General features: G+C 74.0%; 14 protein-coding genes. 12 read left to right on the plus strand and 2 right to left on the minus strand.

The genetic code is table 11. The annotated features are described in order from the left end of the window. Positions 1-11 precede the first annotated feature (11 nt). The 8 genes from ACFYY2_RS08350 (at position 12) to ACFYY2_RS08385 (ending at position 6587) form a co-directional block, all read left to right on the plus strand. Positions 12-329 carry a cupin gene (locus ACFYY2_RS08350; RefSeq protein ID WP_388738801.1) on the plus strand — a complete coding sequence of 106 codons (318 nt, stop codon included), beginning with the start codon at positions 12-14 and terminating at the stop codon, positions 327-329. A 128-nt stretch (positions 330-457) separates the two neighbouring features. After that, positions 458-1369: a YihY/virulence factor BrkB family protein gene (locus ACFYY2_RS08355; RefSeq protein WP_388738804.1), complete on the plus strand. Its 912-nt coding sequence runs from the start codon at positions 458-460 to the stop codon at positions 1367-1369. Positions 1370-1420: 51 nt separating this feature from the next. Next, entirely contained in the window at positions 1421-2113 is a 693-nt protein-coding gene (locus tag ACFYY2_RS08360) for a GNAT family N-acetyltransferase (RefSeq protein WP_388738806.1), read from the plus strand. A 6-nt stretch (positions 2114-2119) separates the two neighbouring features. Then, positions 2120-2998, plus strand: a complete 879-nt coding sequence (locus tag ACFYY2_RS08365) for an ABC transporter substrate-binding protein (protein ID WP_388738808.1) — start codon at positions 2120-2122, stop codon at positions 2996-2998. Between the two features lie 146 nt (positions 2999-3144). Next, a complete protein-coding gene (locus tag ACFYY2_RS08370; RefSeq protein ID WP_384059518.1) occupies positions 3145-3408 on the plus strand; it encodes a type B 50S ribosomal protein L31 in 264 nt (87 codons plus the stop codon). Positions 3409-3550: 142 nt separating this feature from the next. Then, on the plus strand, positions 3551-4498 hold the full coding sequence (locus ACFYY2_RS08375; protein ID WP_388738811.1) for a carbohydrate kinase: 948 nt from the start codon (positions 3551-3553) through the stop codon (positions 4496-4498). Between the two features lie 38 nt (positions 4499-4536). Then, positions 4537-6423, plus strand: a complete 1887-nt coding sequence (locus ACFYY2_RS08380) for an acyl-CoA dehydrogenase (RefSeq protein ID WP_388738813.1) — start codon at positions 4537-4539, stop codon at positions 6421-6423. Continuing rightward, positions 6420-6587: a hypothetical protein gene (locus ACFYY2_RS08385; protein WP_388738815.1), complete on the plus strand. Its 168-nt coding sequence runs from the start codon at positions 6420-6422 to the stop codon at positions 6585-6587. The genes ACFYY2_RS08380 and ACFYY2_RS08385 overlap by 4 nt, the downstream gene beginning before the upstream one ends. A 121-nt stretch (positions 6588-6708) precedes the next feature. Here the strand turns inward: ACFYY2_RS08385 and ACFYY2_RS08390 are convergent, their stop codons facing one another. Beyond that, entirely contained in the window at positions 6709-7680 is a 972-nt protein-coding gene (locus ACFYY2_RS08390) for a PRC and DUF2382 domain-containing protein (RefSeq protein WP_388738817.1), read from the minus strand. A gap of 407 nt (positions 7681-8087) precedes the next feature. Between ACFYY2_RS08390 and ACFYY2_RS08395 the strand changes: the two genes are divergently transcribed. Continuing rightward, positions 8088-8723 (plus strand): adenosylcobinamide amidohydrolase, encoded by a 636-nt coding sequence (locus ACFYY2_RS08395; protein ID WP_388738820.1) that lies wholly within the window; start codon positions 8088-8090, stop codon positions 8721-8723. Then, positions 8720-9637: an NAD(P)-dependent oxidoreductase gene (locus ACFYY2_RS08400; RefSeq protein ID WP_388738822.1), complete on the plus strand. Its 918-nt coding sequence runs from the start codon at positions 8720-8722 to the stop codon at positions 9635-9637. Before ACFYY2_RS08395 ends, ACFYY2_RS08400 begins: the two co-directional genes overlap by 4 nt. Before the next feature lie 58 nt (positions 9638-9695). Here ACFYY2_RS08400 and ACFYY2_RS08405 read toward each other — a convergent pair whose 3' ends face one another. Then, positions 9696-10955: a sulfite oxidase gene (locus ACFYY2_RS08405; protein ID WP_388738824.1), complete on the minus strand. Its 1260-nt coding sequence runs from the start codon at positions 10953-10955 to the stop codon at positions 9696-9698. Positions 10956-11621: 666 nt separating this feature from the next. Between ACFYY2_RS08405 and ACFYY2_RS08410 the strand changes: the two genes are divergently transcribed. Then, positions 11622-12509, plus strand: a complete 888-nt coding sequence (locus ACFYY2_RS08410) for a GNAT family N-acetyltransferase (RefSeq protein WP_388738827.1) — start codon at positions 11622-11624, stop codon at positions 12507-12509. A gap of 25 nt (positions 12510-12534) precedes the next feature. Further along, positions 12535-13746 carry a PP2C family protein-serine/threonine phosphatase gene (locus ACFYY2_RS08415; protein ID WP_388738830.1) on the plus strand — a complete coding sequence of 404 codons (1212 nt, stop codon included), beginning with the start codon at positions 12535-12537 and terminating at the stop codon, positions 13744-13746. Positions 13747-13972 lie beyond the last annotated feature (226 nt).

A 13972-nucleotide genomic window follows, 5' to 3' on the forward strand; every position in this document is an offset into this window, starting at 1 on the left:
ACAGTGGTCGTATGGACGATCTCAACGCTCTCGCCGACGAGCACCTGTCCGCGGCCCGGACCGCGGCGCACGGGCGCAGCGCGCACCTGCTGCTGCGCCAGGAGCCACTGCGGCAGACGGTGATCGCGCTGACCGAGGGCTCCGCCCTCGACGAGCACAACGCGCCGCCCGCCGCGTCGCTGCAGGTGCTGCGCGGCGCCGTGCGGATCACCGCCGCCTCCGGGGACGTGGAGCTGGCGGAGGGACGGCTCCACCCCATCCCCCAGGAGCGGCACGGGCTGCTGGCCCTGGAGGACGCGGTGGTGCTGCTCACGGCCGTCAACGTCTGAGCCGGCCTGGAGTACACCCGCGGGATCGAGGCATGAGAGAAAGGGAGAAGGCCGGGTCGTCGGACCATCCGTGACGACGCCCGGCCCTCCCGCTCCTCCGCTCCTCCTACGTCCCCCGGAGAATCCGCGTGCCCAGCAGGACCGACACCCCCCTCGCGGAACACCCGCCGCGCACGGGCGGGCGCACCGCGACGACGTGGCGATGGCGCACCGCTCTGCGCCGGACGCCCGTCTCGCTGTGGAACGACGACATCTCCGACTGGGCGGCGGCCCTCACCTACTACGCGATCCTCGCGCTGCTGCCCGCGCTCCTGGTCACGGTCTCCGTCATCGGCCTGGCGAACCCCGGAGCGACCAACGCGTTGATCGCCGACATCACGGCGATCGCACCGGCCGAGTCGGGCGCGGCGTTGCGCCGGCCCCTGGAGGCGGCCACCCAGGAGCGCACCGCGGTGTGGTTGCTCGTCGCCACGGGCAGTGTGAGCGCCGTCTGGTCGGCGTCCAGCTATCTGGCGGTCTTCCGGCGGGCGATGCACGCCATGCACCAGGTGAGGGACACCAGGCCCCCGCTGCGCCAGGCACACATCATCGTGGCCTCGGCCGTCGGACTGCTCGTCCTGCTGATGGCCAGCGCCTTCGCCCTCGTGCTCACCGGGCCCCTCGCCCGGTGGCTCGGCCGCCGGATCGGTCTCGCGCAGGCCGGTGAGACGCTCTGGGCCGCTCTCAAGTGGCCCGTGCTGCTCTGTCTGGTCGCCTGCCTCATCGTGGTCCTCTTCAACACCGGCCCGCGCTCCGCCCGGGGGGTGCGCCGGGGGCTGCCCGGCGGTGTGCTCGCGGCGGCCCTGTGGCTGGTCGCCTCGGCGGGCTTCGCCCTCTACGCGACCCACGTCGGGAGCTACAGCAGGCTCTACGGCTCCCTCGCGGGTCTGGTCGTCTTCCTGATCTGGATCTGGTTCGCGAACCTCTCCCTCCTGACCGGCGCCCAGTTCAACGTCGAGCTCGCCCGTACGGCCCGCCCCCGGGAGGGTGAGGCGTCCTGACAGGCCTCCGGGCCCTTGTGGGAGCGCTCCCAGGCAGGAAGGATGCGGCCCATGACCGAGGCAGCGCACATACGGTCCTACCGACCCGCTGACCGTGAGGCCCTGGCGGACATCTGCGTCCGTACGGCCGACAACGGCGGTGACTCCCGGCACCTCCACCCCGACCCCTGGCTGATGCCCGCGCTCTTCGCGGCGCCGTACGCCCACCTCGAACCCGAGCTGGCCTTCGTCCTCGACGACGGCTCGGGGCGGGCGGTCGGCTACGTCCTCGGGACGGCGGACACCCGGCGCTTCGCCGAGGAATTCCGCGAGATCTGGCTGCCCCGGGTGAGGGACCGCTTCCCGGAGCCCGGGGGTGAGCCGCACTCGCCCACGGAGGCCATGACGGCCCTCCTGTACCGCCCCGAACGCATGATTGTCCCCGAGCTCGACGCGTACCCCGCGCACCTGCACATCGACCTGCTGCCGCCGTGGCAGCGCAAGGGCTACGGCAGAGGACTGATGGAGACCTTCCTGTACGCCCTGCACGGCAGGGGAGTGCCCGCCGTCCACCTGTCGATGCTGACCGCCAACACCCCGGCCAGGGCCTTCTACGACTGCCTGGGTTTCCAGGTGATCGACGTCCCCGGCCCGGGGCCGCTCACCTATCTGGGGCGCTCCACCGAGGGTGTGGAACCGGCGGGCTGGGCAGGTAGTGGGTGGCGAGCCCCGGAGAGCGCCGAGGCCGCCCGTCCGGAGGGGTGAGACGGCATGGCCGAGCAGAGCGGGTGGAGCTTCGAGGACGACCGCGGACGGCTGGCGGTGGCGGACCGCCGTCCGTCCAGGGTGCTGGCGTACATACAGGCGGGCGCGACGCTGTGGGACCACGGTGTCCACCCGGAGGGGATCTTCGGCTCGGGACACGACGGTCCCGAGCCGGACCGCGCCAAGGCCGGCGGTCTCCCCCTGGACGCCGTCGACTACCGGGGCGCCGGTGACGACCTGGACGTCGACACGCTGTTACGCGGCCGTCCCGACCTCGTCGTCGCCGTCAGCTACGGCCACGGCCAGCTCTACGGTCTGGACCCCGACACCGCCAAGCACCTGGAGGAGAGCGTCCCGGTCGTCGTGATCGACGTCGGGCAGGCACGCACCCTGGACCGCGTCAGCGAGCGGTTCGCCGGTCTCGCGCGCTCGCTCGGCGGCTCGACGGACCCGGACGCCGCGAGCGGCCTGGAAGCGGCGCGCGAGCGGCTGCGCGCCGTGGCGCGTTCCCTTTCCCCCACCGGAGCCCGGGTGCTGGCCCTTTCGCCGGCCGGCCGGGAGCAGGCCTATGTCGCGCGCCCGCGGATGTGGCCGGAGCTGCGGGTGCTGGCGGAGCTGGGTGTGGGGCTGGTGTCCCCGCCCGAAGGCGCCGGTGTCAACTGGGCGACCGTCGCCTGGGCGGAGGCCGCGTCCCTGGAGCCCGACGTCGTCCTGGCGGACATCCGGTCCAACGCCGTGCCCCTCGCCGGGATCGACGCACCCGCGTGGCGGGCGGCCGCCCCGGACGTGCGGACCGTGCCGTGGAACCCGGAACCCCTCTGCAGCCCCCGCGCCCACGCGCGGTTCCTCGGGCTCGTCGCCGACGCCCTGGAGCAGACGGGCTGAGCCGGTGGCCCGACGGCCGGCCGCACGCTCCCTGCGCGGGCGGCCGGATGCTCCGTACGGACGCCCCGGATCGCGCCGCGCCCCGCCGTTCGGGAGGCTGGGCCGAGAGACCGGGACGCGAGATCCCCGTACCCCGAGGAGCAGGCATGCAGCAGGACAAGCACCCGTCGTACCGTCCCGTGGTCTTCCGCGACCGCTCCGCCGGGTACGCCTTCCTGACCCGGTCCACCGCGTCGAGCGACCGGACGATCGACTGGGACGACGGCAACACCTACCCGGTCATCGACGTCGAGATCTCCGCGGAGAGCCACCCGTTCTTCACCGGGAAGGCCAGGGTCGTCGACACCGAGGGCCAGGTCGCGAAGTTCGAGAAGCGGTACGGGGACGAGGGGCGCGGAGCCTCCTCCTGAGCGCCGGTCCCGGGTCGCCGGAGCGACCCCCTGGTCGGGCACGCTCCTGGGCACCGGGCAGAATCGGCGGCAGTCCGACCCCTGACCGCCGTTTCCCGCCGGGCACCGCCGCCCGCGTCCCCCCACAGGAGACCCGCCGCCCATGCCCGACAGTCCCGCCCTGCTGGTCATCGGCGAATGCGTCGCCGACATCGTCAGGACGCCGGGCGCGCCGGACCGCACCCACCCGGGCGGCAGCCCCGCGAACGTCGCGTACGGGCTGGCGCGACTGGGCCGTGACACCACACTGCTGACCCAGCTCGGCCCCGACGCCGACGGCCGCCTGATCAGGGACCACCTCGCGTCGGCCGGGGTGCGGGTCCTGACGGACGGGAGCGGGGCGCCCACCGCGGCGGCCACGGTCGAACTCGACGACGAGGGCCGGGCCGCCTACACCTTCGCCATCACCTGGACGCTGGGCCACGTGGACCGGCCGGGAGAGCCGCCCGAGCACGTGCACACCGGGTCCGTCGCCACCGGGCTCGAACCCGGCGCGGGCACCGTCCTGGACCTCGTGGAGGGCCTCCGGGCCACGGCGACCGTCAGCTACGACCCCAACGTGCGGCCCGCGCTGATGGGCGACCGCGCCCACGCGGTGCGCCGCGCCGAGCACTTCGTCGCGCTCAGCGACGTCGTCAAGGCCAGCGACGAGGACCTGCGCCGCCTGTACCCCGGCGAGACTCCCCAGCACGCCGCGGCCCGCTGGGCGCGTTCCGGACCGGCCGTCGTCCTGCTCACCATGGGCGCCGAGGGTGCGCTGGCGTTCCTGCCCGACACCGTGGTGCGCGTCGGTGCGCCGCCCGTCCGCATCGAGGACACCGTGGGTGCCGGTGACGCCTTCATGTCCGGCACGCTGCACGCCCTCGCCTCGCACGGGCTGCTCGGCGCGCGGGGGCGCGCACGGCTCCGGCCGCTGGATCCCGCGGTCCTCGGTGACGTGCTCCGCCACGCCGTGGCCTCCGCCGCCGTGACCGTCGGCCGGGCCGGTGCGCTGCCCCCCGACCGTGGGGAGCTGGCAGCCGCTCTGACCAGCGTGACTGCCCCCGGGTGACAGGGTGTCCTCCCCGTGGTCCGGTCGTTCAACTCGGTATGACCGCGACCCTTACCGACACCGCCCCGCCATCCACCGCCGAGCTGCTGACCGGCGTCCTCCTCGGTCCGGACTTCCGCCGTGAACACGGCTTCTGGCAGCGGCTGATCAGCACAGAACCGTTCCGCCGCCCCGCCGGGGGAACACCCGGCGAACGCCTGGAAGTCGCCTACGAGCGCCTGCGGATCCTCAACCGCTCACTCGACAACGGCGCGCGTCTCGCCGCCGACCTCCGGGCGCTCTCGGCCCTGCACGCCTGGCTCGGTCCCGTGGACCCCGCGCTCACCACCGTCGCGGGCATCCACTACAACCTCTTCCTCGGCAGCCTGCTCGACCACGACGCCGCAGGCCGCCGCGACCTCTCCGACCACCTCTCGATGCGGCGCATCGGCACCTTCCTCTGCACCGAGGTCGCGCACGGCAACAACGCCGCCGCGATGGAGACCACGGCCACCTACGACCGCGCGCGCGACGGGTTCGTCCTGCACACGCCGAACGCGGGCGCGCAGAAGTTCATGCCCAACACCAGCCCCGCGGGCGGCGCCAAGTCCGGGCTGGTCGCCGCGCGGCTGCTCGCCGACGGCTCCGACCACGGCGTACGCCTCTTCCTGGTGCGGCTCACCGACGACGTACGGGAACTGCCCGGCGTCCGGGTGCGGCGGCTGCCGGCCCGGATGGGCAGCCCGGTGGACCACTGCCTGACATCCTTCGACCGGCTGTTCGTGGCACGGGACGCACTGCTCGGGGACGACCAAGGAGACGGCCCCCGGGGTGAGTTCAGGACGGAGCCGGGGGACAGGCGGCGTCGCTTCCTGACCGCGATCGGACGGGTCACCCCGGGCCGGATCGCCCTGAGCGCCTGCGCGGCGGGCTCGGCCCGCGCGACCCTGGCGGTCGCCGTGCGCTACGGCGGCCACCGGCTCATCCCCGGCTCCCGGGGCACCCGGCCCGTGCCGGTCAACGCCCACCGGACCCACCACGGCCCGCTCGCCTCGGCCATGGCGACGGTCTTCGCCATGAGCCTGCTGCACCGCAGGGCGCACGACCGGTGGGAAGCCTGTACGGGCGAGGCGGACCGGGCCGAGGCCGTCCGGCTCGTCGACGTCTCCAAGGCCTGGATCACCTGGCGTGCCCGCGAGGTCATCGTGCAGAGCCGCGAACGCTGCGGCGCACAGGCACTGCTGGAGAACAACGGCATGACCGAGCTGGTCACCGGAGTGGAGGGAGCCATCACGGCGGAGGGCGACAACATCGCCCTGTACACGAAGGCCGCCGCCGACATGCTCTTCGCCACCGCCACCGCCACCGCCACCGCCACCGCCACCGCCACCGCCACCGCCTCCGGGGAGGACCGGTCCGAGGACGCGGAGTCCGGCGATCTGGACGACCCGCGCTTCCTCGGGCGGCTGCTGGCGGCCGTGGAGGACATCTGGTTCACCAGGGCGAGGGCACGCGCGCTGCGGGCCCCCGACGCGGACGCCCTCGGCCGGTGGAACGCGGCTGCGGGACCGGCCCTGCGCGGTGTGGACGCCTACGCGTACCGGGAGGCCGCCGAGGCGTACGCCGACGCGCGCCGCGCGCTGCCCGACGGTGAGGCCAGGGACCGCGTGGGAGAGCTGGAGCGGCTGTTCGCCGTGGAGTGGGTGGCCCGCAACAGCGGCGACCTGCTGGCCGCGGGATTCCTGAGCCCGGCTCAGGTCGAGTCCCTCGCGGAGACCACGGAGGAACTGATCGCGGCCGTCGCCGCGCACGCCCCGCAACTGGCGGACGCCTTCGCGCTGCCGGCCGAACTGCTGGCGGACTGGCCGATCGCGGGAGCGGACTACGCCGATGCGTACGACGACCCCGGGGCACCGTGGCACACCGGCCCGGCGGATGCCCGGTGAACGCCGTCCACGCGGCACGCGGACGGCTGGGCGAGAGCCTGGAGATCCTCGGTCTCCGCGCCGTGCTGCTGGCCTACTGGGGGACGGTCTCGGTGCTGTCGCGCCGGTGCGCGAAGCAGCCGGCCCACCGCGGCGAATCGGTTCGCCCGCGCCCTCGCCCCTGACCCGGGCGCCGGCGGGCGGAGGTGCCCGGTCCGCGCGGGCACGGCGAAGGGGCGGTCCCGTGAACCTCCCGGGCCCGCCCCTCGCTGCTGCCGCGCGGCCGGTCGCCGCTGTGTGAGGGGGTCAGCGACGACGTCCCTGGCCGAACTCGCCGCCCATGTCCTTGCCGCTGCCCATGTCGTCCTTGCCGTCCGCGTAGTCGATCTTCTCCTTGCGGATCTCGGCGGAGACTTCCTTCTGTTCGGTGACCTTGCTGGTCTCGAGACGGACCCGCTCCACAGGGACCGCCTCCTTGCGGACGGTGGCTCGCTCTGCGTGGAGGGTGACTTCGACGTCCTGTTCGCCGAGGTCCTTGGTGCCCGTCGTCTTCTCGCCCGGCCGCAGGGGCTCGCGTACGAGACGGACCTCCTCGTGCGACACGGGGACCGTCCTGGTGACGTTCTCCGTGACCACGTACTTGTGCAGGCGGGCCCTGCCGCTCTCGTACTCCTCCGTGCCGACCTGGAGCTGTTCCTCGGAGCGGATCATCTCCTCCCGGCCGCCGGCACCCGCGGCCGCGCGCTCGGCCCCGGCTCCCGCGAGCGGACGCGACGTCGAGGAGGTGTCCATGTCGCGGTGCCTGCCGCCGCCCGCGCCCATGCCGGCCGTGGTGCCGGAGGTCTTCGCCTGACCCGCCTTGGCGGTCCCGGCCGCACCAGCCGCCCCGGCAGCGCCCATGGCCGCCGTGCCGGTCCCGGACGTCGTGCGCGCGTCTCCGCCCGCGGCCACGCCCTTCCTGGTCAGCCCGTAGTGCCGGTAGAGCTCCTCCTCCTCGGCGACGGACAGGTGCGCGTCGGCGTCCACCCGAGGGGCTTCCTTGACGCGTTCCTTCGGATGCGAGATGTGCAGGTCGGAGCCCACGTGCCGGGCTCCGGCGAGCGGCACGAAGCTCTCCTTCATGCCGAACATGCCGGTCTTGACCGTGATCCAGTCCGGCTTTCCGGTGTCGTCGTCGACGTACACCCGCCCGACCGTGCCGACCTTCTCGCCGTCACTGTCGAAGACGGTCAGACCGTCGAGCTCTCCGGAATCCGTGAAACCGTCGGCGGCTCCCATGCCGATTCCTCCTCGCCCGGGCGCGTCCTGAAGGTGGGTCCAGCAGGGGAGGCGCGTCCGGATTCCATCGCGCCTCACCCGGTTGGACGCTGCAACCTCCCGGCCGGGCGGCGAGCGGCCCGGGCCATCCGGGGTGGGCGGTGGCCCCCCGATCGGGGCAGATATCGGACCCGCCACCCCCGTTACGCCATTCGGGTGAGCACTCTCCCGGGTGCGCCCGCTCCGGGGCGAGGGCCCGCCCGTATGATCGACACGCCGCTGCCGACCGTCGGCAGGCCGTACGCCGGGGGTGTACGAGCGGGCCTCTCCACCGGGGGTGCACCATCGGTTCCGCACGCGTCGACCTGCCCGGGCAGCGCGGCGAACTGCTGGCCCGCCACGAGGACGGCGCCGCCCTGCACCACCTCGTGTGGCGGCTCGGCCCCGGCTGGCGCGTGTGCAGCAGCGCGGTGCTCGGCGGTGGCCTCGGGCCGCGCGGCTGGATTCTCAACGCCCAGGTGCCCGGCGGTTACCCCCGGCTCGACCCCGACCGCCACCTTGCGGAGATCGCGGCGTCCGAGGCGCTGACGGGCCCCGGCGCCGGGCTCATGACGGCCGCGGACGTCACCGCGCACACCGTCGCGGAGGACGGCGGCGTGACCGCCACGGTCACCAGCGGCCTCGGCGTGCGGGGATGGGCCGCCGAGCCCGCCGCGGGCACCGACGGACCGCTGCCCGCCGGCACCGTGAACATCGTCGTCACCCTTCCGGCCGCCCTTTCCGACGCCGCCCTCGTCAACGCGGTGGCGACCGCCACCGAGGCGAAGGTCCAGGCGCTCGTGGACGCCGGACTCGACTGCTCCGGCACCCCGACGGACGCCGTGTGCGTCGCCGCCCCCGCGCCGGGGACCGGCCCCGGCGAACCGTTCGCGGGACCCCGCTCGCGCTGGGGCGCACGACTCGCCAGAGCCGTGCACCGTGCCGTGCTGGAGGGTGCGCTGCTGCATGCTCGTGGCGCACCGGCCCCTGACCGTCTCCGTACCGACGAGAGGAACCTCGCATGACCACCCCACCCCCCGCGGACGCAGCCCCCGGTACGCCGACCGTCGCCGTCCTCGGCACGGGGATCATGGGCTCCGGGATGGCCGTGAGCCTGCTCAGGGCCGGGCTGGACGTCCGGGTCTGGAACCGCACACGCGCCAGGGCGGAGCCACTGGCCTCCCACGGCGCCACCGTGACGGACACCGCACAGGAGGCGGTGAGCGGGGCGGACGTCGTCCTCACCGTGCTGAACGACGGCCGGGCCGTCGAGGAGACGCTCACCGCGGCGACGCCCGGCCTGCGTCCCGGACAGACCTGGCTGCAGTGCTCCACCGTCGGGCTCGACGCCACGACGGATCTCGTGCACCGCGCCGCCGGACTGGGCCTGGTCTACCTCGACGCCCCGGTGTCGGGTACGAAGCAGCCCGCGGAGCAGGGCGCCCTCACCGTCTTCGTCGCGGGCCCGTCCGAAGCCCGTGCGACGGTGCGGCCCGTGCTGGACGCGATCGGCCGGCGCACCGTGTGGGTCGGAGAGGAGCCCGGAGCCGCCACCCGGCTCAAGCTCGTGGCCAACACCTGGGTGATCAACATGGTCAACAGCGTGGCCGAATGCCTCAACCTCGCCGAGGGACTGGGACTCGACCCGCGGCTGTTCCTGGACGCGATGAAGGGCGGTCCGCTGGACACGCCCTATCTGCAGGGCAAGTCTGCGGCGGTGCTCTCCGGCGACCTCAGCCCGAGCTTCGCGCTGTCCACGGCGCTCAAGGACTCCCGGCTGATCCTCGAAGCCGCCGAGGCGTCCGGAGTGAGACTCGACCTGGTCGCCGCCTCCGCCGAGCGGTTCACCAGGGCGGAGGCGGCCGGGCACGGGGACCAGGACATGATCGCCACGTACTTCGCGGGCCGGGCCGAACAGTCCGGCGACGACGGGCTCTGAACCACGACGCCGCGTGGTGCGCGACCCGCTGACGCGATGTCAGGCGCCGTGCGGTGCGTCAGACGACGGTCACGGGGTGTCTCACCACCGCGTCGAAGAGATAACCCTGGGTGTTGTGGGCGGCCGTGACGGGCTGGGTGCGTCCCGACCGGTCCGTCGCGCGGGCGAGGAGCACGCCGGGCCCCGCCGTCCGCGGAACCCAGTCGGCGGTCCAGCGCACCCAGCTCCCCGCACGCGGCTCGTCGAGCAGCCGGGCCCGGCGCCACACGGTGCCGCCGTCCGTGCTGACCTCGACCCGGCGCACCGGAGCGCCGCCCGACCAGGACCGGCCGGTGAGAAGGTGCCTGCGGCGGGCGGCGAACGAGGCGCCGGGAGCGAGCTCGAAGGCGCTCTTGAGCGTCTGCCGGGTGAGCGGCGCGCTGCCCTCGGGCGGGTGGCCGGGGCCGAACAGCCGGTACAGGCCCGTGTTCCACGGGGTCAGCAGCGGTTCCGCGCTCACCTCGATGTCGCCGACCCACTTGATGTTGGCGATACCCACCCAGGACGGCACGATCAGCCGGACCGGGGCACCGTGATCGGGCGGCAGCGGTTCGCCGTTCATCTCGTACGCCAGGATCACGTCGTCCAGCGCCTTCGCCACCGGCAGAGGGCGGCGGACCCGGCCGAGGTTCGTGCCGTCACTCACGACCTCCGCGTCCAGGCCGCGCGGCAGCACGTCCACAGCGCTCCTCCCGATGCCTGCCGTGCGCAGCACCTCGGCGAGCCGCACCCCGCGCCAGCGGGCCGTCCCGATCGCGCCCAGGGTCCACGCCGTACCGCTGACCTGCTGTCCCTGCTGAGAGGTGAAGAAGCTCCGGCCGTTGCCCGCGCACTCGACGAACGCCGTGCGGCTGACCGACGGCAGGGCCCGCAGCGCTGCGTACGTGAAGTCCACCGGGCCGCCCTCCAGCCCGTCGCCCCACACCGTGAGCCGCCAGTCCGCAGCGTCGACGAGCGGGGTCGCCGTGTGGTTGCGGACGAAGAAGCGGTCGGCAGGAGTGAGCAGCCCGGTGTCGCGCAGCGCCGCGAAGTTCGTCTCGGCGTTGGTGCCGCGCACCGTGAACACCTCCGGCGGCAGGGGCTTCACGATGCCCGCCGGCACGACCCCCGCGCGGGCGGAGGCGGCTGCGGCCGGCACCAGCGGCGCCGCGAGCGAGGCGGCCGTGATCAGGCGCAGCAGATCACGACGATCGATACCGGCGCTTCTCGCGCGGCCTCGGGCCCACTGCCGGAGCCGCATCCGGTCGTACGCGGCTTCGGACGGCGGAAGGGAAGTCATGGGCGCTCCAGGGGAGAGGCGAGGCAGTGGGGGTCGGACGGAGTGGTGCGTCGACGTGGCCGGCGGTCCAGGGGCGGTTCCCGCGCGGCGAGGCGCACCTGCCCGGCCCCGACTGTGTCCGCGCGAGCGCGGTCGCGACGCGCCGGCGGCGTACTGTCAACGGACCGTAGAGGCCGTCGCGCCGGGGCGGAAGCCGGTCGTGCACCTGGCCACGAGGCTGCAACGCGGCTGCAACAGAAGGGCGTTGGCCTGTCCTGAACCATATCGCCGCCTTGCTGACGGGGACTCGGCGTGACCGCTCCGCCGGCTGCGCGACGGCGTGGGCGCGCGTGCGCCCGGACACAAGGAACCGCCCCACCGGTACGGGGGAGCCCGGTGGGGCGGCCGTAACCAGGGTGCCACAGTGAGCGGCCCGTTGGGGACGGATCGGCCTGCGCGGTACACGATTTACCGAACCCTCCACGGATCCGCCCCGTGCTTCACCTTCCCGGTCCGCGGTGCCCCGCCTCCGACCCCGGGGTGGACGCGGAACGGGTGGGTTCATGCGCGGAGCGGGCGCGTTCGTTGCGCTCACGTGAACAGTCCCGCGACCAGGGAATAGGTGCAGGGTGAATCGGCTTTTCCCCCGTGTCGCCGGCTGCCGATACCGACCGGAGTGAGAAGACCATGCCCGAGGCCCCACGCACCCCCGCCAGCCCGCCCGCGTCCGCGAGGCCGCCCGCCCCGGGGGGACCCGCCGGTGCCGGGCCGCCCCCGGCCGGCCCGTCCGCCGGCGCGAACCGCGTGGGGGCCCCGGAGCCCGCGCCCGCGGAGCATCCGCTGGACAACCCGGCCCGCTCCTCGCTGACCGGGCCCCACGCCCGCTTCGCCGAACGGCGTGGCCGAGTCCTGAGATACCGGCCCGACGTCACGCCCTGGCTCGCCCTGCCGGACGACCCGGGACCCCAGGACTGGGCCGATGTGGCCGCGCTCGCGGGTGCCGGTGCCTCCCTGACCCTCACCGCCTTCCGCGAGCCGCCACCGGCCGACTGGGAGATCGTCTTCCACGCCACGGGCGTGCAGATGGTGGACGACTCCGTGGCAGCCGAACCCGATCGTGAGGCGTCGCTCCTCGGCCCCGCCGACGTACCCGAGATGCTCGACCTGGTCGCCCGCACCCGTCCCGGCCCGTTCCTGCCCCGCACCGTGGAACTCGGCACCTACCTCGGGATCCGACGTGCCGGAGTCCTGGTCGCGATGGCGGGGGAGCGGCTGCACCCGTCCGGCTGGACGGAGATCAGCGCGGTCTGCACCGACGAGTCGGCGCGCGGGCAGGGACTCGCCGGCCGGCTCGTCCGGGCCGTCGCCCACGGCATCCGCGAGCGAGGCGAGACTCCCTTCCTGCACGCGGCCGCCTCGAACACGTCCGCCATCCGCCTGTACGAGAGTCTGGGCTTCACGCTGCGGCGTACGACGTCGTTCCTCAGCGCGATCGTTCCCCCGGACACCCCCGTGCCCGGCGACGTCAGGACCCCGGACCGGAGGGCGGGTAACTTGGAACAGGTGGGCCGATAACCGACGAACAGGCGGGAGGCGTGCCGTGGTCAGAGGGCTCGGGCGCCTGTCGGCGGCGCGCACACCACCACTGCCGGGGACCGATCCGGAGGAAGGGACGGCGGGTACCTCCCGGATCGGCAACCGGACGCTCGCCCTGTGGCTCGTCCTCCTGACCGCCGCGGTCGTACTGATCGACGCCTTCACCGGCCAGGAGCTCCCGCTCATTCCGCTGCTGGTGGTGCTGCCCGCGCTGGCCTCGGTCTTCTGCTCGGTCCGCCAGACGGCCTTCATCGCCGTCTGGGTCACGCTGGTGGTCGTCGGGTCCCGCATCACGTCGACCGGAGCCTTCTGGGACGTGGTGTTCCTCATCGGCTTCACCGCCCTGGCCAGCGGTCTGGGAGTGGTCGCCTGCGCCGCGCGCATCCGGCACGCCACCGAGATGGCGCGGCTGCGCTCGGCCACCGTCGCGCTCCAGCGCCAGATCCTGCGCCCCCTGCCGGTCACGACGGCACAGGTATGTGTCCACGGGCTCTACGAGCCGATCGAGGAGGACCGGTTCGTGGGCGGTGACATCTACGAGGTGGTGCACTCCTCGCACGGCACCCGGGTGATCATCGGTGACGTGCAGGGCAAGGGCCTCCCGGCGATCGGGGCGGGATTCGCCGCTCTCGGCGCCTTCCGGGAAGCCGCGGTACGGGAGCCCGAACTCACCGCCGTCGCGGACGCGGTCGAGGACGCGGTCGTGCGGCACAACGCCTACTCCGCCGAGACCGGCGAGACGGAACGCTTCGTCACGGCACTGCTGCTCGGATTCGACGACGGCGACAAGGTGCGGGTCGTCAACTGCGGCCACATGCTCCCACGGCTCCTGCGTGACGGAACGGCCTCCGTCGTCACTCTGGACCGGACGTCGGTGCCCCTGGGCATGGCGGAGCTCAGCAGCGAGGAGCGGACGGCCGAGTGGGTCGCGTTCCCGTCCGGTGCGACCCTGCTGGTTTTCACCGACGGCGTGACGGAGGCGAGGGACGCGACCGGCGCCTTCTATCCGTTCGACGAACGGCTCGGCGAGTGGGCCGGTCGGGAGCCCGCCGAGCTCCTGGAGGCGCTCCGGGCCGACCTGGAGGAGTTCTCCGGCGGTGTGCGCCGCGACGACGTCGCCGTGCTCGTGATGAGCAGGCCGCCGGGAGGCGGGCATCCGCCCGCGCGGCCGGGGCGGTCGGGCCGGCGGCCGACGGAGCGGGAGTCCGCGGCCTGACCGCCCGCATCCGGCACGCCGTCCGGTGCGGCGACCGGCGTCGCAAAACCCTTCGCGCGATCCGGACCCGCAGGGCTACGGTGGACGCCATGGGTTCGTACTACTTCTTTCTCTGATTCTCGGCCGGGACGCCGCCGGCCGCCGCCGCGTGCTCCGCACGGGGCGCGCCGCCGGCCGCACTCCCCTCCGCCGCCCGACAGCCCGCTCCCGCGGCGCGCGCCGTCCT

This window comes from Streptomyces sp. NPDC001822 (assembly GCF_042892135.1).
In the GTDB taxonomy this organism is placed as follows: domain Bacteria; phylum Actinomycetota; class Actinomycetes; order Streptomycetales; family Streptomycetaceae; genus Streptomyces.